Below are 23,100 nucleotides of genomic sequence, written 5' to 3' on the forward strand. Positions count from 1 at the left end.
AAGGCTACCGCCGATAACTCTCATGCTTGTAATTTAAAAATAAAAAGAGCTGGTAAACAGCTCTTTAATTATTTGGTATTGGCTTATCACACTTAACTTTGTATTTTACTTAAATCAAGTGTCGATATCATTATTTACTTAAATCGATAGGCTGTATTTGATTTAATAACGTTAAGCCTGAATCAGCAAAAGACAGTTTAAATTCAGCCATGTCTTTTGCTAAAAAGTTATTTACTTTTTCTACCCCTTCAGACAGTTTTGTTTTAGCAATAGCTAAATAAGCTTGAGCAGTGGCGGATGGTTTGCCATAAGCGGTACTGATATACCAGTCTGCTATGCCAATATGGTTTTGAACTCTAAAACTATCATCTACAATTCCTTTCGTTTTAGGTTGCGAGCGCAATAACTCATCCAGTGATTTAATTTGTGTTAATAAAGCCTTGGCGGAGTCAACTAATTTACTTGCAACATGCCCTTTTTTGTCACCGTCAATTTTATCTAAGGTATGTTGAGCAACATTTTGAATTAATTCGACATCTTTTTTACTGTCACTAAGCGCCGTTGCGGCATCTGACAACACATTCCATAATTGAGTAACTTCACTGAGCATAGCAAAGTTTTCTTCCAGCTCTGCTTGGCTAACCTTGTAGCGAGGATCGGCTATGACTTTGGCATTAGCCGCCACTTTATGCTCATTTAAACGAACCGTTATCTGATATTCGCCCGGCACGACTTCATAACCGGCAGGTAAAATGTCTTTATCTTCTTTCGGCTCATTACCTGGCATACGTTTAGCACCATCGCTTTCTAATCCCCAAACAATACGGTTTACGCCTTGTTTTAATTCGTGGGTAAAGGTGCGAACTAACTGACCTTTGGCATTTCTCACTTCAACGCGCGCTTTGTTTACGCTTTTCTCCTGCTCGTCTTTTTGTTGGTTCGAAGCTGCCTTTCTTTTAGCACGATTGTCACGTTTAGCAATTTGTTGTGTTTTGTGTTTTTCGGCATCAGGGTGTGTTAAAAAGTCACCATTTGCCATGACTGTTAAAACAACACCGTATTCTTCATTTTCACCAACAAAAGCAGCGTCTCCCCAAAAACGAGTTGAAGGAGCACGACTTGCTCTATATTGTTGTCCATCAGTAACACTTAGTAGCGCTAAATCAGCGTTAAATGATTTTTCTGATAAACCTCGTAAAGCACTATAATCATCAATAATAAAAATAGATCGACCATGTGTTCCTAATATTAAATCATTTTCTCGACTCTGAATGGCCATGTCCATAACCGAAACCGTCGGAACACCTTGATCCCACTTAAACCATTGCTCGCCATGTGTTGTTGAAACATACAAGCCTAATTCTGTTCCCAGAAACAATAAGTTTTCGTCAACATGGTCTTGCTGAATTGACAAGGCATAACCGCGTAAATTTTTATCAACTAAACTTTTGAATTTTTTACCGTATTTTTCCGCTTTATACACATAAGGTTTCATATCACCTTTACGATGATTATCTAAAACGATGTAAGCACTTCCTGCATCATGCTCAGAAGGCGTAATATGAGGAACAAATGCGTTTTTAGGTCCTTTTCTTACTTTATTTTCGACACTTTTCCATGATTTTCCGCCATCTTGAGTAACATGGATGCGACCATCATCGGTTCCCACCCAAATAACGCCTTGCTTTAGTGGGCTGGGGGCAATGGTAATTATCGCTGTATAATTTTCTGCTGCGGTGACATCAGGGGTAATACCGCCTGAATCTTTGTAACGTTGCCATTGTTTTTTATTCGTCGACAAATCGTCAGAAATAATTTGCCAAGTATCACCTTTATCTGTTGATTTATGAACAAATTGGCTACCGTAATAAATGGTATTTTCATCAAATGGGTCTTGCGCTAAACCTGCGTTCCAATTGAAACGTAATTCTTCACCTTTTGGCGGATTCGGCATAATTAAGCGTTCTTCACCGGTCGTTAAGTCATAACGACTTAACGCACCACCTTGCGATTGGCTATAGCCTTTTGTCACATCATTAGGAAAAGGCATGGCATCAAAACCATCACCAAACCCTATTTCTTGCCAATGTAGGTTTCGAATGCCAGCCGTTTGCCATATTTCCCCTGGACCACGCCATGAACCATTATCTTGTAAACCACCATATATATGATAAGGATGAGCGTTATCAACACGCACATGATAAAACTGTGAGATAGGTAAATTTTGAACAAAACGCCAGCTATCGCCAGCATCTTGTGTGATTTGAACACCGCCATCATTCCCTAAAACAATGTGTTTAGAGTTTTTAGGATTAATCCACAAGCTGTGATTATCAATGTGAACGGTATTGCCTGTTGCACAACAATTGACTTTGTCGAGCACAGAAAATGTTTTACCACCATCAATGGAGCGACGCAGTAAAGTCGCAATATTATAGATGGTATCGGGATCGTTCGGATCAACTTCAATTTCTGAATAATAAAAAGGTCTATCGGCAACATTAAAATCACTATTAACCGTTTGCCAAGAACTACCGCCATCATTAGAACGAAGCAAAGCACTTTTATCCGCTTCGGCTAATAAGTAAACAACATTCGGATCGCTTTGTGCTATTGCCGTTGTCAAACGCCCTAAGTCACCTTCAGGTAGACCATCTTCTTGTGTTTTTCGCTGCCATGTTTCACCGCCGTCGATAGATATGTACAAACCAGAGCCCGGTCCTCCTGACTCAAAACGATAAGGTAACCGTGAAAATTCCCACATGGTTGCATATAGCTTATTAGGATTTGTTGGATCCATTTTAATATCGCTAGCGCCGGTCGTGTTATCCACGTATAAAATATTCTGCCATGTTTTACCCCCATCTACGGTTTTAAATAACCCCCGCTCTTTATTTTTTGACCAAAGCGTGCCTAAAGCAGCGGCATATGCAATATTTGGATTGGTTGGATGTAAAGCGATTCGATTGATCCGTTCAGTTTTTTCTAAGCCCATTTTCTGCCAAGTTTTTCCACCATCCATCGATTTATAAATACCACCACCAATCGACGTTGAATTTCTTACATTACCTTCACCAGTGCCAAGCCAAACAATATCAGGAATTTGTTGATTAATAGCTAAAGCGCCAGTAGAGGCATAATCTTGATCATCAAAAATAGCTTGCCAATTCAAACCGGCATTGACAGATTTCCAAACACCGCCTGATGCCGCACTGGCATAAATAATACTTGGGTTTGAGATAACCACTTCTATATCAGAAATTCGACCACTGGTAGTTGCTGGTCCAATATTTCGTGCTTTCATTCCGGCTAATAAGTCGGTATCAATCTCTGCATATGTTAAAGTTGAGATTAAATAACTAGCAAATAGTAAAGGAAGGTATTTAAATTTTTGTATCATGTGAGTATGCCTTTGTTTATTTTTATTACATTAAACTGAACAATGAACAGTTGTTTAAGTTTACGGCTGATAAAACTCTATAGTTAGTTTAAGACTCTGAGAAAACTTTGTATAGCATGTTAAAAAGATAGCTCATAAATAGTGCTGAAAAATGTCGCTGCCAATCAATCTAAAGGGAACACCTATCAAGAAAGTAAAGTTTTACTAATAAATGACTGAATAAATAAATATTTATGAGGTAATATCTTTGTTTTACTAAAATAGCCGGCCAACATGCTCATTAATATTGTCATCACCTTAGCCTTATTAATACTGACAACAGTCGTATTATCACGAATATTTTCATTGCCGAAAAATGTCTGGGTTTTGTTTTTAGTTCAACCTTTAGTGATGGCGGCATCCCCTGTGATTGTATTTATTGGCGGAATACTTTCTAGTGAAATAGCTGAAAACCCTTCATTAGCGACGCTACCAGTAACTGTTATGATATTAGGTGTCGCAAGTGCCGCAATACCGGCGGCTTTATTAGCTAAAAAACTCGGCAGAAAGCTAGCTACTTATGTAGGTTTTTCGCTCGGACTGCTCGGTTCATTCATTGCAATGATTGCCACACAACAAGCCGACTTTAAGTTATTTACTTTAGCAAGTTTATTTTTTGGAATGAGTACAGCATTTATCCAACAATTACGTTTTGCTGCAATTGAAAGTGTTAACGATGAAAACGAAATCCCAACGGTATTATCTATGTTAATGTTAAGTGGCATTTTTTCTGCTTTTTTAGGACCTGAAATTGCCGTGGTTGCGAAAGACTGGCTTGCTTCACCTTATGGCTATACCGGATCATTTGCTTTTATTGCCGGGCTTAACTTAGTTGCCATGGCAGTATTGCTTTTCTTTCAAAATCCACTAAAAGTGCAAACCACACAACGAGGTGATGCTCGCCCATTACCTGAAATCATTAAACAACCTATTTTCATTATTTCAATATTAACCGCAGCAATTGGTTTTGCCTTAATGAGTTATTTAATGACCGCAACGCCATTAAGTATGCATCATATGCATGGTCATAGTTTAATGGATACAAAATGGGTGATACAAAGTCATATCGCTGCGATGTTTATTCCGTCCTTATTTACCGCTTGGTTGGTGAAGAAAATAGGGCTACAACAGATTTTATTACTCGGAACTTTGATATACAGCATAGTTACTATGATTGCTTTTTCTGGCGAACAAGTCGTGCATTACTGGTGGGCTTTATTGTTATTAGGTATTGGTTGGAATTTCTTATTTTTAACGGGGACTAGCCTATTACCACAAAGTTATCATCCTTGGGAACGTCACAAAGTTCAGGCGCTTAATGATTTTGTGATTTTCGGTTTTCAAGCCATCGCCTCTTTACTCGCGGGTTGGATGCTATTTCAAGCAGGTTGGCATGGCGTGGTTTTATCTAGCATCCCGTTTATTATTATTTTATATGTAGTGACCTGGTTGTTTTATCGTCATAACAAAAATCCCCACTCAACATAAACCACAGATATTACGGGTTATTTATTTAGTAAAAATTCATAAAGCGTTTGATATAGCATATTTTGCTCAGTCGGTTTGGGGATATAGGCGTTAAAGCCTTTTTGTAAATAGACTTCAACATCGGTTGTCATTACATTCGCGGTTAAGGCAATAATTGGCGTTGTATGATCTTGCTCTCTTATTTGCTGGCAAGCACTAATACCATCTAATACCGGCATTTGAATATCCATAAATATCACATCAGGCTGACAGGCTTTATGTTTATCTACCGCTTCTTTTCCATTATTAGCCAGTACAAGGTTTGCTTGTGTTGGCGCTAACATGGTTTTAATTATCGTTTGATTAATTCGATTATCTTCAACGATTAGAATAGTTTTATTTAATAGATTTGGGGTATTTATTTCTACAGTAGTTTCTTTAACGTTTGTGGTTTTTTTCAAAGGTAATATAACAGTAAAGGTACTACCTTCACCTACTTTACTAGCAACAGATATTTCACCTGCCATCAAGTCAACTAACGACTGAACAATAGAAAGGCCAAGTCCAGTACCACCAAATTTTCGAGTGATTGATGAATCTTGCTGTTCAAAACGAGTAAAAAGCGATTTTTGGCTTTCTTCTGTCAACCCTATACCTGTGTCAGTTATTTCAATTATGATACTTGGGATGTCGTTTTTTATTTGCTCTTGGCACTGAATGCTTATGCTACCTTCTTCTGTAAATTTAAAGGCATTAGATAACAGGTTAATTAAAATTTGCTTAATTCTAATATCATCGCCCAGCCAATATGAATGCATATCACCTATCGACCAAGAAAAATTCAAGCCTTTATCTTTTGGAATGTGTTGTACATTTTTAATAGTTGTTTCAAATAATGCAGCAAAATCGAATGGCTTAATGTCTAACATTAATTTGCCAGCTTCAATTTTTGAAAAGTCTAAAATATCATTGATAACCACAAGTAAGCTTTCTCCTGAAGAGATCGCATTTTCAACGTATTCTTGCCCTTTTTCAGATAACTTCTCTTGTTTTAATAATTGCAATGAGCCGTATATCCCATTTAACGGAGTACGAATTTCATGACTCATATTAGAAACAAAGTCGCTTTTAGCTTTGCTTGCAGATTCAGCATTTGATTTCTCAATTTGCAATGCTTCATTTTGCAAAGCGATGACTTCAATTTTATTTGCTAACGTATCATTCGATTGCTTAAGTTCATTTGTCCTATAAATAACCAACTTTCTCAAACGTTTATTAAAGAACAAGACAAAAGTGAGCGATAACGCTAAAAATATGATAAAAAACAATAAATAGTAATAGAGTTGTCGATCTTTATCTGCGCTTGCTTTTAAATAGTCATCGATTAATAACCCCGATACCGACGCGTCATTTGGGACCATATTCAAATCTCGATAAATATTGGCAATCCGTTGAAACCTTTCAGGGAAAGTAGTACCAATAGGTATGGTTAACGGTTTGATCATACGCGTAGTATGCTTTGCCTCATACTTTAAATGTTCAATAGATTGTTGGTTTTGATATTTACTTTTAATTAAGGCGATGATTTCATCTTGATTATTCAAGGCATATTGCCAACCTTTAATACTGGCTTCTTTAAATGCGAGTGCTTTTTCAGGCGAGTCTTGAATATATTGCTCACTGGTAAACAGCAGATCACCATAAAAGTCGACACCATAATTCACGGGGTCCATGATGTTCACTTCTATGCCTTTTTCTTCAAACCACTTAGGTTGATTCGTTAAATACACTGAAAGTGCATCTATTTCACCTTCCAATAAAGTTTCATTCTTAAAAGTATGAGGGACATGAGTAAATTGTTCGTTGCTTATTCCTACGGTTGAAAACATCGCGGTTAATGGCGCATCATCAATCCCTTTTTGATACATCACTCGTTTATTAATTAGATCTTCTGGTGATCTTATTTCTGATGAAGATAACGATAAAATAACAAGTGGGCTATGTTGAAAAATACCGGCAAGTACCACCACTGGCTTATTTTTCATTCGATATAAAACAATACTTGAATCAGAAATACCAAATGTAGCGCGCCCACTTAGTACTTCTTGTGCAGGAGAAGAATTTTGAACATGCTCTCTGATTTCAACATCGAAGCCAGCATGCTGATAATAACCTTTTTCTCTGGCCGCATAAAAACCGGCAAATTGAAATTGATGCTTCCATTTTAATTGCAAGACCACAGGATCATTAGCGGAAGATTTCATTGAGAGAAGTATAAAGAGAATGAAAATCAGGTTTTTCAGCATGAAAACAACTTTCCAGATTAATTAGAATTTCACAGTAACTAAATAATAGAACAAAGCCCGCATTAATCATCATTTAATTTAGCTTTAGCTTTAGCTATAACTTTAGTTTCTTATCAATGAAAACCTTATGTACAAAGCTTTCATTAACTAGAGCTTTTTTTATACCATCGAATTAATTCTTTTTGATCAGCCGGGGCATCAAAACCTTCAAGGATCAACTCTGTAGCTTGCTGTGCTAGCAGTTGCTCTGCTTTATTTTCCACTTTTTCTAGCATGCTATACAAAAGCCGTAACTCATCTTCAGATAAAACGCTTTCTAACTGTTTTGAACGTGCATCCATTGCACTGACAACTTGATGATAAATCGCTTTACCTTTATTGTTTAAAAGTAAATTTTTAACATTTTTTTTATGCGAATCTGCTTGAGTTTTAATTAAGTCTAATGCCAAGAGTTTTTTTACTGCGCGGCTAACGGTATAAGAGTCTAACCGTGATTGATAAGCAATATCAGCCGACTTAATCGGCATATAAGAACCGATATTGAGTAACACACGCATTTCCCTTGGATCAAGTTCACAAAGGTTTCTGATTTTCCAATCACGGTTTAAGGCAAGTAAGTTACTAACAACAGCAATTCGAAAAGGTAAATGATTAGACAGATCTAAGGGATTATCATTTTCTTTTGTTAATTCAAAGGCCTGACTTCTAGCGGTTGGTTTAATAATAATCACCTTTCATTACTTTGTTGTTAAACGTTTGTACTGTATTAGCGAAACAATCCGCTCAGTTATTCATGAATAACCTTATATGTCGCCTTAATTTAAGGAACCGTTTCACCATTTCTTGCTTCGAATAATCGATACCAATCTTCACGCGAATATTGCAAATCTAAAGCAACTTTCGCAGCAGCAATACGTGACGGTGTAGTGGAACCAATAATTGGAAAAATGCCCGCTGGATGTAATAACAACCAAGCTAATATCACCTGCCAAGGTTGACATTGATATTTTTGCGCTTGTTGCTTTAATTCAATTTCAATACGTTGTTCATCTTCAGTAGTAAAAGTATTTCCCCACGCAGGATAGGCTACTCCACCTAAAGGGCACCAGGCTATAGGCGTTATTTTATGTTGTTGGCATTGATCTAACGTACCATCGAGTAACGTATCAATGTTATGTATATTAATTTCTACTTGGTTTGCCACCAAAGGCATCGACATAACCGAGCGTAAACTTTCAACTTGGCTAGGTTTAAAATTACTTACGCCAAAATGTTTCACTTTGCCACTGGCTTTTAAAATAGCAAATGTTTCAGCAACTTCATGCACATTCATTAAAAAGTCAGGGCGATGCAACATAAATAAATCTAGCTGTTCAACCCCTAGTCGACCTAACGAACCATTCACACTTTCTAAAATGTATTGCTTAGAAAAATCATAACGTGTTGGCGAATAATCACTGTGTTTTTTTTTCGGTCTAATACCCGCTTTTGATGTAATCAGAATATCGTCTCTTAGACTCGGAGATTCTTTTAATATTTCGCCAAATAAACTTTCACACTCGCCACCACCGTATATATCAGCATGATCAAAATGGTTATAACCGGCTTCAATCGCACTATAAATTGCCGCTTTTCCTTTTTTACGATCCGCCTCACTATTCTCTCCTGTGATACGCATACAACCATAAATCAATCTTGATGAAGTAAATTCAGTATGTTTTAAATGCTTAAATTGCATGACAATCCTTGATATTTTTGTGGCGAATTTTTGTGTAAAGTGTTTTGATAAAGTTATCTCAATAAAACAATCACATATTAACGTAAATAACCAAGGTTACGCTATACGTATGAAAAATTTAATTGCTTGTCTTCCTGCAATAAGAGCCCCTTTTTTATTACTGGCACCAATTTGCGTGTTCTTAGGTTTGTCGATATCACATTATCATCACGTTGAGTTTCAACTGGTAAGTTTTATTTTAACTTTGATTGCCGCCTTATTTTCAGCGATTGCGGTAAATTGTTTAAATGAATATCAAGATTTTCATAGTGGTTTAGATTTAATCACGACGCCAACGCCTTTTAGTGGTGGCAGTGGTTTATTGAAAACAAGTCCTCATTTAGCCAGTAACGTTTTAAAGATAGCTAACTTTGCAGCCACAATAGTGTTACTCGTTGGTTTATACTTTACGCTGGTCATTGGTAGTAAAGTGATACCTTTAGGAATGTTAGGGGCCGTGATCATTTTCACTTACACCAAATGGTTAAATAAAACACCCTTTTTATGCCTAATAGCGCCCGGCTTGGGGTTTGGTTTGTTAATAGTCAACGGAAGCTATTTAACGCAAACATTAAACTATTCAAATGACGTTTGGCTAATTTCACTTATCCCCTTCTTTTTAATTAATAATTTACTATTAATTAATCAATTTCCAGATATACAGGCAGATAAAAAATCTGGTAGAAATCATTTGCCAATAAAATATGGCACTAAAATCGCCAGCGTTGTTTACCTGTTATTTGCGATATTTTCTGCCATTCTTTTAGGTGTATTGATAATGAAAAAAGTCTTACCTTTCATTTCAGCCGTTTGTTTTCTTCCGCTATTATTAAATTTTATCGCTTTTCCTCACTATTATTTATTCGGTGAAAAGATTGCAGAACATCCAAACGCAATGATCTTAAATGTTCTATCCGCCAATATCACCCCCTTGTTATTAGCCATCAGCTTATTGATTGCCAGTTAATGTTATGCGATTTAGTGATTCGAAAAACTCTGGTTAAGTTTAAAATCCCTTCTATATTTTAAGTTTTTTTCATGGTTAGCCAAGATAGTCCTGCACATCGCATGAATAGCTTGATATATTAGCCGCCATTAAAATAAAACACTTTTTAAAAGGCTGTATTGTGGAACATTTTGTTTGGAACATAGATCCCGTTATGCTCGCACTTGGACCTATTACTATTCATTGGTACGGTGCAATTTTCGCAAGCTCAATTTTTGCGGGCTTATCTTATATGAAGTGGATATATCAACAAGAAAATCAAAATGTTGAATCCCTCGACAATTTATTAGTCTATGTGGTTATTGGTATAATTGTAGGTGCTCGTCTTGGCCACTGTTTCTTTTATGAGCCGAGTTATTATTTTGCTAATCCATTAAAAATACTCGCAATATGGGAAGGTGGTTTAGCAAGTCACGGTGGTGGTTTAGGCGCGATCATTGGCAGTTATTTTTACACGAAAAAAAATCCAATAAGCTTTATTTGGTTACTCGACCGATTAGCCATAGCAACAGCCCTTTTCGGTATATTTGTGCGCAACGCTAATTTTGTCAACGCAGAAATAATCGGAAAAGCAACCGATGTACCTTGGGCGGTTATCTTTCAACGTGTTGATAATGTTGCTAGGCATCCTGCTCAACTTTATGAAGCACTCGCTTACAGCTTAATATTTATCAGCTTAACCATAATGTATAAATTGACCAAAGCGAAAAACTATCAAGGTATGTTATTAGGTGTGTTTTTGATCATGACCTTTACGGCTCGATTCGTTATCGAGTTTTTTAAACAGCAACAAGCCGCATACACCATTGAAAGCTCATTAAATACCGGACAAATGCTTAGTGTGCCGTTTTTCCTTGTTGGCGTTGTGCTTGTTATTTGGTCGATAAAACATAAGGTTAATGATTAAAAATGGCAAAAAAATACTATGTGGTATGGAAAGGCGCTAAAACGGGCGTATTCGATAATTGGGGCACAGTTCAAAGTGTCACCGCAGGTCGCAGCGATGCCCAATTTATGGGTTTTCCTTCTCAAGCAGAAGCAAAAGCCGCCTTTGCAGAAAGTTATACTAAAGCGTTAATGAAACGCTCATTATCAAAAGGTGGCAGTTCTCCAGCAACCAGTAAACCTGCATCGAATAAACCGACGGTAAATAAATCACTAAGCTCATCAAGAAATGTCAGTAACGATGCCGATATCAACATATACTGTGACGGCGCGTGCTCGCCTAACCCAGGAAAGTCAGGCACTGGTATAGCTGTTTATCAACAAACAACGCTGACTGAGCTTTGGTATGGTTTATATGAAGCTAATGGCACAAACAACACTGCCGAATTAAACGGTATGCTTGAAGCATTTAAACTCGCGAAAACCTTTATTCAACAAGGTAAGAGTGTACAAGTGTTATCAGATTCCAAATATTCAATTGATTGTATTACCAAATGGGCAGCAGGTTGGAAAAACAAAGGTTGGAAAAAAGCCGATGGCCAACCAATTAAAAATCCAGAACTCGTTCAAGCCTGTTATAGCCTTTATCAAGAAATAAAAAACAACATCATTATCAAGCACGTAAAAGGACATGCCAATATCGAAGGCAATGAATTGTCTGACAGAATGGCGGTGTTAGGGAGAATGAAACAAGAAACGAAGTTTCTCAAATTTACCGGCAATCTAGATATTAAAGCAATATTAGCTATGCCTTCAGGATAAAACTCAAAACGTTCACTATTAAAAAGAAACTTAACGATATAATATACTCTCTAGGAAATTTATTAATTAAAGGATTAAACAATGAAAATTTACTCACTCGCATTATTACTAATACTTACTTCAATACCTTCTTATGCAAACAACACATCTTCTCGTGCATCGGTTGAAAAATTAATGGAATTAACCGAAGTTTCTAAAATGATGGATGCAATGCAACATCAAGTTAATAATATGTTTAGAGGAATGTCACAACAATTGGGCATATCTGAAAAAGAGAAACCTAAGTTTAATAAATATATGAATAAGGTTTCAGAGCTTATGTCTGAATATATGAAATGGTCAACATTCAAAGAGCCTATGATTGATATTTATACTAAACACTTTTCAGAAAAAGAAGTGCAAGGCTTAATTGAATTTTATCAATCTGATATTGGTAAAAGTATGACCAAAAAAATGCCTTTGGTCATGCAAGACTCAATGGTGGTATCACAAACATTAATGAAAGATTTAATGCCTAAAATTCAAAAATTAGCCATGGATATGAAAAGCGAGATACAACAATCTCGTGCTTCTGCAGATTAATCATTGACAAAATCAAAATAAAAAAAATAAAAACGGTTACCTTTATCGGTAACCGTTTTTTAGCTTTAATCACTTAACACTATTCATTAGCTGCTTGTTAAGTTTTTAGCAAACTCTCGCGCTTTTTCTAAATCTTCAGGTGTATCAACCCCCTCTACCGGTAACCGCGACTGGGCAACATCAACATGTATTTTCTCGCCTTGCCAAAGTACTCGTAACTGCTCAAGTGACTCAATTTGCTCTAGCTGACTTGCAGGCCAGTTTACGTAATCTTTAATAAAGCCAGCACGATAAGCATATATACCAATATGCCTTAAGTAAAAATCGCCAATGTCGGTGATATGGTCATTATTTAAAAATCGCTCACGATCATAAGGAATAGTGGCTCTGCTAAAATACAAAGCATAACCATCTTTATCACATAACACTTTAACCGCATTAGGGTTTAATGCTTCTTCAACATCACTAATATGTACAGCAAGAGTAGCCATTCTAGCTTGTTGTTGGTTAGTCCTTTGTTGATTAGCTAAGTTTTTAGCCACTTGCGCAATGTTTTCTGCCGGAATAAATGGTTCATCTCCTTGCACATTAACTATCACCTGATCATCATCAAATTGATAGTGATCCATCACTTCAGCTAAACGCTCTGTACCTGATTGATGATCTGCACGGGTTTTACAGACTTCACCACCAAAACCTGTCACAGCTTTAGCAACTTCGTCATTATCCGTTGCAACGATCACTTTTTTAGCGCCACTTTTTTCAGCTTTTTCGACAACCCACTGGATCATCGGTTTACCTTGAATATCAGCCAGCACTTTTCCTGGTAAACGAGAAGATTGATAGCGTGCAGGGATCACAACAACAAATGACATAATTATTCCTATTTTATTAATTGGCGAGAAAACGATTAAACGTTTTCATCTTCACTCACTCGGCGTGCTTCGCTTTCTAATAGCACAGGAATATCGTCAACAATGGCGTATGCTAAACGGTCAAAATTACAGATCAACTCTTTCTGATCTTTTTTATAATCGAGTTTACCTTTGCAAACAGGACACGCTAATATTTCCATTAATTTAATATCAAAAGCCATTATATTTTCTCATTTTATTGGTTCAATTATTTCATGTTTAAACATCGAGTCGCTTAAGGTGATTATCAATATTTAAATTTAAGGTAATAAACACAGTATTCATCATTTAGTCGGGTTCAATAAACCCATCAACTCAGTGATCAATAACGCTTTAGATTGCTCGGTAAAACATGCATCAACGGGTAAATACCACCAATGTTCTTGAGCAAATTCAGTACATTTTACCGCATCTTTTTCCGTCATTAACAGCGGTATTTTATGGTGGTCGTTTTCTATTTGTTCAGTATTTTCTGGGTATATTGGCTGATCAATGTCATCAAACAGCGATGGCTGATACGCTTGATGATCAACAAAACCTTGTTGTTTGTTAAGCGAAAAACCCAGCTCAGCCACATAACTAAAAAAACGTTGCGGATCACCAATTCCCGCCAGAGCATTAACCTTGGGTTGCGCTTGAATAAAGTTCGCTAGTTCTATCACTTCACCACTTTTCACATTGACTATTCGACGCGCACTTAGCTGCATAAAGTGTTTAACGGTTTTACTCTTTATCAAACTATCATTTATGCGTTCGCAACCATCAAGACTTTTAACCCCGTTTACGATAATTCCATCTACGCTATTTAATCGTTGTGTGGTTTCGCGTAAAGGTCCGGCAGGTAATAATAAACCATTACCAAACAAGCGGTTGCCATCAACCACTAATAATTCGTAATCACGTTTTAATCGATAATGTTGCAAACCATCGTCACTTATGATGATTTGACAACCTAGCTCGATTAATTGCTTTGCTGCTGCTATTCGATCAGCCCCCACCACAACAGGTACCTGACAACGTTGATAAATAAGTATTGGTTCATCGCCTGCTTCACGTGCAGTACTTTGCTCTGTTAACAAATAAGGATAATAAGGCGCTTTACCGCCGTAGCCACGACTTAACACCCCTACCTTAATCCCTTGCTTTAAAAGTTGTTCAACCAAAAATAACACAACCGGCGTTTTGCCATTACCACCAACACCAATATTGCCCACCACCACGACTGGGCAATTAATTCGAATACTTTTTTTTATGCCGAGGGAAAATAATAATCGACGAAAAACTGACACCCCCCAAAAAAGTATGCTGAGCGGTAACATTAACGGCACTAACCACCATTTGGCGGCGTGACCTTGAAACCAAACTTTTTCTATTAAACGCATAAAGTTATTATCCGTTTAGTCATCCGCTGAGCCAAATTGAAAACGGTGCAATTGTGCATACGCACCATCTTTTGCCAACAAGGTTTTATGATCGCCTTGTTCGATGATTTTACCTTGCTCCATGACAATAATTTTATCGGCACTTTCAATGGTTGATAAGCGATGAGCAATTACCAAACAAGTGCGATTTTTTTGTAATTCTGTCAGTGCATCTTGAATATGTCGCTCTGACTCAGTATCTAATGCGCTGGTGGCTTCATCTAAAATTAAAAAAGGTGCATCACATAACAAGGCTCTTGCAATAGCGACTCGTTGACGTTGCCCGCCAGATAATAATGCGCCATTATCGCCAATGTTAGTGTCTAAACCTTGCGGTAAGTTTTCAGCAAATTCTAAGACATGTGCTTTTTTAGCTGCTGCCGTTATCTCTTCTATCGTGGCTTGTGGTTTACCGTATGCAATATTATTGGCCAAAGAATCGTTAAACAGAACGACCTGTTGAGACACATAAGCAAATTGTTTGCGTAAATCTTTTAAGCGATAATCAATAATATTGGTATCGTCAATCAATACTCGACCTGATGTCGCATCATAGAAGCGCAACAATAAGGCACTTGCTGTAGATTTACCACTACCAGAACGCCCCACTAGCGCGATAGTTTCCCCCGCATTTGCAGCAAAGTTAATATCCGTTAACGCTGGTTTTTCATCGCCAGGGTAAGCAAAATTAACCGCGTCAAACACTAACTTACCTTGGGCTTTTTGAATGGCGATAGTGCCACGATCTTTTTCTTTATCTTCATCTAAAAGTGCAAAAATGCTTTCTGACGCTGCCATTCCTTTTTGAAATTCGCTATTAACATTCGTGAGTAATTTTAGTGGCCTAAGTAACATAGTCATATAAGTGACTACGCCCATAAAAACACCTGCCGTTAAGTTTTCAACAAACCCATCAAGATTTGCTAAATAAAGTACAAAGGCTAAGGCAAACGACGCAATAATTTGGATCAGTGGCACACTAGCAGATTTAGTCGCTACCATTTTCATTTGTTGTTGGCGATTGTGTTTATTAATTTGACCAAAACGTTCATTTTCACGTGTTTGACCATCAAATGTCAGCACCACTTTATGACCATTAAATGTTTGCTCGGCAGCTTTGGTGACTTCGCCCATGGCATTTTGAATATTCTTACTGACTTTTCTGAAACGACGAGAAACTATGGTGACAATAACCGCAATAATAGGTGTTATCACTAAAAAGATCGCAGATAACTGCCAACTTTGCCAAAACATTAAGACTAAAAGGCCAAAGACAAATGCCCCTTGTTGAACTAAGGTTAATAGTGACTTGCTACTCGCTTGAAGGACTTGTTCTGTATCAAAAGTAAGTTTGGAGATCAGCGTTCCGGTTGAGACTTTGTCATGATAAGCCACCGGCATTGACATCACATGCTCAAATATACTTTGTCTTAGGTCGGTCACTACATTATTCCCCACCCAAGCTAAACAATAATTACTTAAAAAATGAAAAATGCCGCGAAAAATAAAACACACCACCACGAAAACCGGTGCCCATTTCATAAATTCAGGGTTAGCCCCAGATAAACCTTCATCAATTAGTGCCGGTAATTTGGAAAGAAAATACACATCAATTGAGGCATAACCTAGCATGGAGAAAATAGCAAAAATACCGGCACTTTTATACGCTTTGGCATAGCCCATTAAGCGTTTAAAATTTTGCCAAGTATGTTCTTGGGTATTTTGTAGGTGACTACTCGTGTTTTCTGAGTGAGTATTTTCTAATTTAGTGTCAGCTTGACTCGACATTCAATTCTCAATGACTTAAATATTAATTACTTAGCTATTTTAGCCTTAATTGCTGCTGCAACCAAGGCAAGATTTCGCTGTGATCAGTAAATTTATCAAAAATGCCGTAATATACATGATGTAACACTCATGCAGATAAACTACATAAGTTTACTACTGTGCATTTTGCCGCAGAGATCGATACCGCAAACCTTATTTAGACAACCTTATATAGAAAACCTTAGTTAGCAAACCAGAAAGGCCATAGATCTTGCCGTTGCGTTTTCACGGTTACCTTCTCTGGTGTAATAACAAATTGGATCATGCCAAGTTCGGCAGTATTGAAGGTAGTTATATTTTGTTGGTGGTATCGTTTTACCACATCTGCAACGGGCATATTCCAGCGATTTAAAAAACCAGCACTAAAAACAGCATATTGTGGTGACACATCTTTAATAAAAGCTCGAGAGGAGGATGTTTTTGAGCCATGATGTGGCACGATCAAAATATCTGCATCGAGCGATGTTTTGTTATCCGTATTTTTTGATGCATGAGCGCTGATTAACGCACGCTCAATCTTTTGGGAAATATCACCGGTTAATAACACACTTGTTTTACCATCAGATATTTTGATCACACATGAATCATCATTATCTCTTGCTTTTACAATATTAGGCCATAGAAATTCAAGGGTTAAATGCTGCCATCTCTGCGTTTCTCCCGCCAAACAGCGATTTCTATGAATGCTAATCTTGGACGTATTAAACGCTTTGCTGAGCGTTTTAACCTGCTCAACGCTATTATTTTCTTTATTGTAATAAAGCTCTTTAATGACAAACTTATCTGTTAGAACAGGTAAGCCACCTGCGTGATCATTATCATCGTGACTGATAATCAACTTATCTATAGTTTGATAACCTTGGCTGATTAAAAACGGTTCAATCACAGCCTCAGCCATTGAAAAGCCACTTGGGAAACTAGCGCCAGTGTCGTAAACCATCACTTGGTTTTGTTTCTCTTGTTCTTTGCTATTTTCGTGTTGCAAAAAAATGGCATTTTTTTGGCCGATATTGGTTTCAATGATCACTGAAAGCCCTTGTCCTACATCCATGACATTAACTTGCCAAGATTCATCTTTTTCACCTTGTTTTGCAAAAGTGATACATCCTAACAGGATGAAGATACAGCAAAAAACCCGAACCAGTTGCTTGTGAATATCAACAATCAAGTAACAGAAAATAAAACAGATAAATACCAATAAATAACTCCATTGTGTCACTGAAACATTCATAGCTGCGAGTGAAAAATCACTTAGCCAAGTTAAGTATTGCCAAAGTAACGATAAACTAAGCAATGAAGCATGTATGAAAAACTCAGAGATTAGCTCGCTAAACGGCGCAAACACCACCGCTAATAAACTAAAAGGGATCGAGGTTACGCTCATCCAAGGCACAGCAACTAAATTTGCCGGCAATGCTAATATTGATAATTGATGATTAAACTGAACCGTTATAGGTATCATCAAAAAGATCAGGCCAACTTGTAAGTAAAACAGCGAAAAGAACCATTGTTTACCTTTCGTTAATTGCTTTGTCTGTTTTTCTCGCTGTTTTAAAAAAACCTCCCGAAACCTCCATAACAAAATAAAAATAGTCGTTACCGCATATAAAGATAACCAAAAACTACTTGAAAATAAGCTAAAAGGCGTAAGTAGAATAATGATGAAAATAGTTAAGAGAATGAGCCTTGTAACGCTTAATCTAATAGCTAATACTTTTGCCGCCCAATATAACAAAAGCATGATTAAAGCCCGTGAGGTAGGTACAGAAAAACCGGCTAAATAACTATAAAAAAAGACCAATATTAAGGTAAGAAAAATAACGATGAATTGATAATTGAGCAATAAAACTTTTCGTTTCAGCTTTAACGGCAGCATTGAAGCTAACGGTAAAAGAGTAATTAGCCCGCTAAAAAGCAGATAGCCTCCCCCTGCCACTAAACCTAAATGTAAACCAGAAATAGCAATAAGGTGTTGTGTTGCGGTATTTTTTAAAACTTGCCAATGTGCACTGCTCAGCTGGCTTCTTTCACCAAACATTAATGCCAAAGCAATTGGAGATAATTTATGCGAAGGCATCAGCAATGATATTTTTTGATAAAGCCGATGGCGAAGCGAAATATTGTTGTCGATTAAGATATTTTTTTCGATCGCAACATTATTGGTTAATGGTACTTTAGAATGGTTTGTTTTATGCAAACATTTAGTTTTAGCAATGATCTTATCGTTCAACACATAACCCGTGGCAGCCAATTTATTTTTTCGTAACCAGCTTTGATAACTAAACCCTCCAGTGTTTGCTAAACCATGAGCGGGTTTCAGTCGAACTTTTAATTGCCATTGTTGCCCTTGAGACAAAATAGTAGCGTGACGATCAGTCGCATTTTTCCAAGCCAGTCTAACCTTATATTTATCTGCTAGCCTTTCGTTATTTATATGTGAAATATCAAAGTTAAAACGTTGTGTGTTGTGACTAAGTCGAGGAATGGTAGAGACGGTTCCTTTGACAATTAGTGCAGCACGAGCACTATTTGTTTTTGTGGGATAAAAGCTCAGTTTACGCTCTTGATAAATAGTCCCGTGATACAATAACCAAGCTAAACCTAAAAATAATCCTGTATATTTACGTGTTTTTGGCCAGTAAAATAATATGCTAGCAACAACTAAACTAAAAACAACGCAAAATATAGTTGGCACTGTTGTCAAAAACAGTGACAATAGCGCACCAAGAAAAAATGTGATTAACCACCAATCCATAGTGATTGCTTTCCATAATTTGTGAGTGTATGCCTAAAAAAATCATTAAAAAGTTTATGCCTGATCACCATACAATCAAAAATAATAAGCATTTACAGATATTTGGCGATCTACTCCACAACGGAAATTTATGGCATTTAAACAGACGTTCAGTCGCAAAAGCTTTTGCTGTCGGTTTGTTCTGTGCTTTTATTCCGGTACCGTTTCAAATGGTTTTAGCCGCAGGCATAGCCATTATAGTACATGCAAATTTACCCCTTTCAATTGCCTTAGTTTGGATCACTAACCCATTGACAATGCCAGCAATTTTTTATTTTTGCTACGTAGTGGGCACTTGGATCCTAGGCGCATCAGAAAAAGCCTTTGTTTTTGAAGCAAGTTGGCAATGGCTTGTTGAAAGCGTTTCAACCATTGGCCCTGCTTTTATCTTAGGGTGTGGTGTGCTCGCTACCTTGTTTTCTATTATTGGTTACTTTGGAATACATGCGCTTTGGCGTTATTCAGTAGTCAAAGAATGGAAAAAACGACTCACTCGAAAAGTGACCAAGTAATAAGCATCCAAGTAAATTCTCACAATAAAAATTAGCGAGTTTTAATTTTCAACCAGCATAAAACTAGCCCCTAGCATGAGGCGCTTTAATGAACTCTGATTCATTTCGTTATTGAACTGTCCTGCAAATAGATAAAAATAGTTAGAGCTGCCCTAGCACTTGCGCGGGATCTACTTTTGTAGCACGCCATGCTGGATAAAGCGTCGCTATGAAAGTTAAAAATAGTGCGGTTGAAATGGTGATCATCACATCACTTTGATTAACATAAGTAGGTAGAAAATCGATAAAGTAAACATCACCAGATAAAAATTTTACACCAATAAAGCTTTCAATCGCCGTCGAAAATTCGGTTAAATTTTTCGCTAAATACACCCCTAAACTACCACCTACAACACAACCGAGTATGCCATTGGTAATGCCTTGTAAAATAAAAGTCAGCATTATAGTAGAAGAGCGTGCTCCCATGGTTTTTAAAATAGCAATATCACTTTTTTTCTCATTAACCGACATGATCAACGTTGATACGATATTAAAACTTGCCACCGCTATCACTAGCACTAACACCACAAACATCACCATACGAACCAGTTGAATATCGTTATATAAATGCCCTTGCGTGCGAGTCCAATCATAAATATATAAATAATTATCAAGGCTGTAAGCAACATTTCGCGCAATGACGGGCGCATTAAAAACATCATCAACTTTTATGCGTATACCTTGTATTTCGCCATTTTTAAAATGAAGAATATCACTGGCTAGCTTTAAGGATACATAAGCTTGATTACTGTCTATTTCACCACCAAATTTAAATATTCCAACGATGGTTAAGTTTCGTTTGGTCAGTGCACTTACCTGTTGATTGCTCTGTTTGCCTTGTTTCAGTGGCGGTAATAACATTTGTACATTATCGCCAAGTCCAACGTTTAACTTCTTCGCGATCCCTGCACCAATTACCACACTGTTTTCTTTATTTAAATCTTGCCAAGTGCCTGCAACAATATAACGGCCGATACTTGAAACAGTTAATTCTAACTGAGGATCTACCCCTCTTAACTCCAGCCCTTTTAAATGTGCCCCTTTTTGCATCATCCCCTGCATTTTAATTACAGGTGCAGCGCCGAGCACGTTAGGATTTTCATTGACGTTATTAATCACATTTTGCCAGTCTTCCATCGGGTCATTGACAGAAATTAATTCACTGTGCGGTACAATAGAAAGTAGGTGTTGTGCCAATACTCTTTCAAAACCGTTCATAGCGGAAAGCACTAATATTAAAATCATGACACCTAAGGTAATACCTAACGTTGACGAGGCGGAGATAAACGAGGTGAACCCTTTTCCTTGTCTATTGGCAATATATCTTAGCCCGACAAAAACACTTAACGGCTTAAACATCATTCATTATCCACTAATGGTTTTAGCTGACCGTGATCGAGTTGTAACTGTCGGTCCATTTTTGCCGCTAACGTTAAATCATGAGTAACAATAACAAAACTGGTTTGTACCGTATTGTTGAGCTCTTTTAATAATTGATAAATTTGCTCTGCAGTATCAAAGTCTAAATTACCTGTGGGCTCATCTGCTAACACTAAGGCAGGTTCAGTCACTAATGCTCTAGCAATAGCAACACGCTGTCTTTCTCCTCCAGATAATTCAGCTGGACGATGATGACTTCGATGCGCCAAACCAACCTTTTCTAACATATTAGCAGCTACAGCTTGCGCCGATTTAACACTATCTCCTCTGATTAATAGAGGCATGGCAACATTTTCTAAGGCAGAAAATTCCATCATTAAATGGTGAAACTGATAAATAAAGCCAATGTGCTGATTACGAAAAGACGCTTTTTCTTTCTCAGATAACTGGTGAATATTGATATCGTTGATAAACACTTCACCAGATGTTGGGCTATCTAAGCCGCCCGCTAAATGTAAAAAAGTACTTTTACCACAACCTGAACTGCCGACGATAGCCAGTAACTCACCTTTTTTAACGGTTAAATCAAGGCCATGTAAAACAGGCGTTTCTACTTTTCCTTGAAAATAGGATTTTTTCAATTGTTTACAATGTAAACCGTTACTCATTACGAAGTACCTCGGCAGGTTGAGTATTGGACGCTCTAAACGCCGGGTATAAAGTTGCTAAAAAGCTCATTAATAGCGCCGAACTAGCAATAATAATGACATGATTAACTTGTAAATCTATGGGTAATGCTTGCGTGGTATACCCTGCACCTAGGACATTCATGCCCAAAAAGGATAACAGTGAATTTAAATTCAACGTAATTAAAATGCCAGCTACAGTCCCTAACAAAACGCCCCACACACCATTGATCACACCTTGGCTAATAAATATTTTAACAATGCCGGCTCTGTTCATGCCAAAGGTTTGTAAAATAGCTATTTCACCTTGTTTATCAATCACCACCATCACTAAAGCAGATACAATATTAAATGCCGCAACGGCGATAATTAAGCTTAACATCAGCCACATCATATTTTTTTCCATTTTTACAGCAGAAAATAACACCCCTTGGCTTTCATTCCAGGTAGTAAAATTAAACTGACTTAACGGTGGCAAAATATTATCAACCACTTGCTTTGCTTGAAACGCATCATCTAAATACAACCTTAATTGGCTGATTTCATCAGGCTGCTTTCGTAAAAGCTTAGCCAAATCACGGCCATGAACATAAACGACACTATCATCAACTTGCGAACCCACGTTAAATAGGCCTGTTACAGTAAATGTGCGCTGCATTGGAATACGTCCCATTGGGGTAAACGTTGTTTTATTCGGTAAGACCACTCGTATTTTATCCCCATAAACCACGCCTAACTTACGGGCTAATGCTTGGCCAATCACCACAGAGTAAGGTGATTTTTCTAGAGATAAAAACGCCCCTGCGATCATACTTTGACTAACAAGACTGTGAATTTCTTGCTCGGGGAAAACGCCTTGGACTATCACACCTTGTAATGTGTTATTAGATAAAACTAATGCTTCATTTTCAATAATAGGCGTGACACGTTCAACATGCGAAAGAGTGGAAAGTTGCTGTTTGACCGTTTGCCATTGTTCAATAGGTTTATGAGCTTCTTTATTACTCACAATAACATGAGGCACTATGCCTAAAATTCGCTTTTTAAGTTCACCTTCAAAACCGTTCATCACTGAGACAACAGTAATAAGCGCAGCCACACCAAGCAAAATACCAATAATAGAAAAAAAGGTGATAAAAGAAACGAAACCAGAAGGATTTCTGCTTCTACTATAACGAAGACCAATAAAAAAACTAACAGGATGAAACATTGAGTAATCTTTTACTTTATTAACGTTGTGTTT

The 23,100-nt window shown here is 37.3% G+C and carries 18 protein-coding genes; 6 read left to right on the top strand and 12 right to left on the bottom strand.

The genetic code is table 11. The annotated features are described in order from the left end of the window. Positions 1-130 precede the first annotated feature (130 nt). Complete coding sequence (locus tag ABXH06_RS10830; protein ID WP_353518224.1) at positions 131-3,400, bottom strand: WD40/YVTN/BNR-like repeat-containing protein; 3,270 nt, start codon at positions 3,398-3,400, stop codon at positions 131-133. 273 nt (positions 3,401-3,673) lie between these two features. On the opposite strand from ABXH06_RS10830, the gene ABXH06_RS10835 reads away from it, so the two are divergent. Next, positions 3,674-4,927, top strand: a complete 1,254-nt coding sequence (locus ABXH06_RS10835) for an MFS transporter (protein ID WP_353518225.1) — start codon at positions 3,674-3,676, stop codon at positions 4,925-4,927. 17 nt (positions 4,928-4,944) lie between these two features. Here ABXH06_RS10835 and ABXH06_RS10840 read toward each other — a convergent pair whose 3' ends face one another. From ABXH06_RS10840 to ABXH06_RS10850, 3 genes are all read right to left on the bottom strand, one after another. Beyond that, a complete protein-coding gene (locus tag ABXH06_RS10840; RefSeq protein WP_353518226.1) occupies positions 4,945-7,170 on the bottom strand; it encodes an ABC transporter substrate-binding protein in 2,226 nt (741 codons plus the stop codon). A 185-nt stretch (positions 7,171-7,355) separates the two neighbouring features. After that, positions 7,356-7,943 carry a MarR family winged helix-turn-helix transcriptional regulator gene (locus tag ABXH06_RS10845; RefSeq protein ID WP_353518227.1) on the bottom strand — a complete coding sequence of 196 codons (588 nt, stop codon included), beginning with the start codon at positions 7,941-7,943 and terminating at the stop codon, positions 7,356-7,358. A gap of 89 nt (positions 7,944-8,032) precedes the next feature. Beyond that, on the bottom strand, positions 8,033-8,950 hold the full coding sequence (locus tag ABXH06_RS10850) for an aldo/keto reductase (RefSeq protein ID WP_353518228.1): 918 nt from the start codon (positions 8,948-8,950) through the stop codon (positions 8,033-8,035). Between the two features lie 109 nt (positions 8,951-9,059). Here ABXH06_RS10850 and ABXH06_RS10855 point away from each other — a divergent pair, with 109 nt between their 5' ends. The 4 genes from ABXH06_RS10855 (at position 9,060) to ABXH06_RS10870 (ending at position 12,284) form a co-directional block, all read left to right on the top strand. Then, positions 9,060-9,956: a prenyltransferase gene (locus tag ABXH06_RS10855; RefSeq protein WP_353518229.1), complete on the top strand. Its 897-nt coding sequence runs from the start codon at positions 9,060-9,062 to the stop codon at positions 9,954-9,956. 160 nt (positions 9,957-10,116) lie between these two features. Next, positions 10,117-10,902 carry a prolipoprotein diacylglyceryl transferase gene (lgt, locus tag ABXH06_RS10860; protein WP_353518230.1) on the top strand — a complete coding sequence of 262 codons (786 nt, stop codon included), beginning with the start codon at positions 10,117-10,119 and terminating at the stop codon, positions 10,900-10,902. 2 nt (positions 10,903-10,904) lie between these two features. Then, positions 10,905-11,702, top strand: coding sequence for a ribonuclease H family protein (locus ABXH06_RS10865; protein ID WP_353518231.1), 798 nt, complete (start codon positions 10,905-10,907; stop codon positions 11,700-11,702). Between the two features lie 81 nt (positions 11,703-11,783). Next, the gene (locus ABXH06_RS10870; protein ID WP_353518232.1) at positions 11,784-12,284 is read left to right on the top strand and encodes a DUF2059 domain-containing protein; all 501 of its coding nucleotides are present in this window, start codon (positions 11,784-11,786) and stop codon (positions 12,282-12,284) included. A gap of 86 nt (positions 12,285-12,370) precedes the next feature. Here ABXH06_RS10870 and kdsB read toward each other — a convergent pair whose 3' ends face one another. The 5 genes from kdsB to ABXH06_RS10895 all read right to left on the bottom strand — a co-directional run bounded on the left by kdsB (position 12,371) and on the right by ABXH06_RS10895 (position 19,201). Further along, complete coding sequence (gene kdsB, locus ABXH06_RS10875; protein WP_353518233.1) at positions 12,371-13,159, bottom strand: 3-deoxy-manno-octulosonate cytidylyltransferase; 789 nt, start codon at positions 13,157-13,159, stop codon at positions 12,371-12,373. Positions 13,160-13,194: 35 nt separating this feature from the next. Continuing rightward, positions 13,195-13,380: a Trm112 family protein gene (locus ABXH06_RS10880; RefSeq protein WP_311576808.1), complete on the bottom strand. Its 186-nt coding sequence runs from the start codon at positions 13,378-13,380 to the stop codon at positions 13,195-13,197. A gap of 102 nt (positions 13,381-13,482) precedes the next feature. Beyond that, complete coding sequence (lpxK, locus tag ABXH06_RS10885) at positions 13,483-14,580, bottom strand: tetraacyldisaccharide 4'-kinase (protein WP_353518234.1); 1,098 nt, start codon at positions 14,578-14,580, stop codon at positions 13,483-13,485. Between the two features lie 15 nt (positions 14,581-14,595). Next, on the bottom strand, positions 14,596-16,302 hold the full coding sequence (msbA, locus tag ABXH06_RS10890) for a lipid A export permease/ATP-binding protein MsbA (RefSeq protein ID WP_311577428.1): 1,707 nt from the start codon (positions 16,300-16,302) through the stop codon (positions 14,596-14,598). A gap of 325 nt (positions 16,303-16,627) precedes the next feature. Continuing rightward, positions 16,628-19,201 carry a DNA internalization-related competence protein ComEC/Rec2 gene (locus ABXH06_RS10895; RefSeq protein WP_353518235.1) on the bottom strand — a complete coding sequence of 858 codons (2,574 nt, stop codon included), beginning with the start codon at positions 19,199-19,201 and terminating at the stop codon, positions 16,628-16,630. A 29-nt stretch (positions 19,202-19,230) separates the two neighbouring features. Between ABXH06_RS10895 and ABXH06_RS10900 the strand changes: the two genes are divergently transcribed. Beyond that, positions 19,231-19,752 (top strand): DUF2062 domain-containing protein, encoded by a 522-nt coding sequence (locus tag ABXH06_RS10900; protein WP_311576816.1) that lies wholly within the window; start codon positions 19,231-19,233, stop codon positions 19,750-19,752. A 141-nt stretch (positions 19,753-19,893) separates the two neighbouring features. On the opposite strand, the gene lolE is transcribed toward ABXH06_RS10900, so the two are convergent. From lolE to ABXH06_RS10915, 3 genes are read right to left on the bottom strand one after another with little or no spacing between them, the layout of a single operon-like run. Continuing rightward, positions 19,894-21,153, bottom strand: coding sequence for a lipoprotein-releasing ABC transporter permease subunit LolE (gene lolE, locus ABXH06_RS10905; RefSeq protein WP_353518236.1), 1,260 nt, complete (start codon positions 21,151-21,153; stop codon positions 19,894-19,896). Beyond that, positions 21,150-21,839: a lipoprotein-releasing ABC transporter ATP-binding protein LolD gene (gene lolD / locus ABXH06_RS10910; protein ID WP_353518237.1), complete on the bottom strand. Its 690-nt coding sequence runs from the start codon at positions 21,837-21,839 to the stop codon at positions 21,150-21,152. The genes lolE and lolD overlap by 4 nt, the downstream gene beginning before the upstream one ends. After that, positions 21,832-23,067, bottom strand: a complete 1,236-nt coding sequence (locus ABXH06_RS10915) for a lipoprotein-releasing ABC transporter permease subunit (protein WP_353518238.1) — start codon at positions 23,065-23,067, stop codon at positions 21,832-21,834. The genes lolD and ABXH06_RS10915 overlap by 8 nt, the downstream gene beginning before the upstream one ends. Between the last annotated feature and the right edge of the window lie 33 nt (positions 23,068-23,100).

This window comes from Thalassotalea sp. SU-HH00458 (assembly GCF_040362795.1).
Taxonomy (GTDB): Bacteria; Pseudomonadota; Gammaproteobacteria; order Enterobacterales; family Alteromonadaceae; genus Thalassotalea_H; species Thalassotalea_H castellviae.

Bases quoted from the DNA above. Each gene is read 5' to 3' on its own strand.
- ABXH06_RS10895 (WP_353518235.1), bottom strand. From the start codon at position 19,201: ATGGATTGGTGGTTAATCACATTTTTTCTTGGTGCGCTATTGTCACTG.
- ABXH06_RS10855 (WP_353518229.1), top strand. From the start codon at position 9,060: ATGAAAAATTTAATTGCTTGTCTTCCTGCAATAAGAGCCCCTTTTTTA.
- ABXH06_RS10830 (WP_353518224.1), bottom strand. From the start codon at position 3,400: ATGATACAAAAATTTAAATACCTTCCTTTACTATTTGCTAGTTATTTA.
- ABXH06_RS10870 (WP_353518232.1), top strand. From the start codon at position 11,784: ATGAAAATTTACTCACTCGCATTATTACTAATACTTACTTCAATACCT.
- ABXH06_RS10865 (WP_353518231.1), top strand. From the start codon at position 10,905: ATGGCAAAAAAATACTATGTGGTATGGAAAGGCGCTAAAACGGGCGTA.
- ABXH06_RS10840 (WP_353518226.1), bottom strand. From the start codon at position 7,170: ATGAAATCTTCCGCTAATGATCCTGTGGTCTTGCAATTAAAATGGAAG.
- ABXH06_RS10880 (WP_311576808.1), bottom strand. From the start codon at position 13,380: ATGGCTTTTGATATTAAATTAATGGAAATATTAGCGTGTCCTGTTTGC.
- lpxK (WP_353518234.1), bottom strand. From the start codon at position 14,580: ATGCGTTTAATAGAAAAAGTTTGGTTTCAAGGTCACGCCGCCAAATGG.
- kdsB (WP_353518233.1), bottom strand. From the start codon at position 13,159: ATGTCATTTGTTGTTGTGATCCCTGCACGCTATCAATCTTCTCGTTTA.
- ABXH06_RS10850 (WP_353518228.1), bottom strand. From the start codon at position 8,950: ATGCAATTTAAGCATTTAAAACATACTGAATTTACTTCATCAAGATTG.
- lolE (WP_353518236.1), bottom strand. From the start codon at position 21,153: ATGATGTTTAAGCCGTTAAGTGTTTTTGTCGGGCTAAGATATATTGCC.
- ABXH06_RS10835 (WP_353518225.1), top strand. From the start codon at position 3,674: ATGCTCATTAATATTGTCATCACCTTAGCCTTATTAATACTGACAACA.
- ABXH06_RS10900 (WP_311576816.1), top strand. From the start codon at position 19,231: ATGCCTAAAAAAATCATTAAAAAGTTTATGCCTGATCACCATACAATC.
- ABXH06_RS10915 (WP_353518238.1), bottom strand. From the start codon at position 23,067: ATGTTTCATCCTGTTAGTTTTTTTATTGGTCTTCGTTATAGTAGAAGC.
- lolD (WP_353518237.1), bottom strand. From the start codon at position 21,839: ATGAGTAACGGTTTACATTGTAAACAATTGAAAAAATCCTATTTTCAA.
- msbA (WP_311577428.1), bottom strand. From the start codon at position 16,302: ATGGGCTATGCCAAAGCGTATAAAAGTGCCGGTATTTTTGCTATTTTC.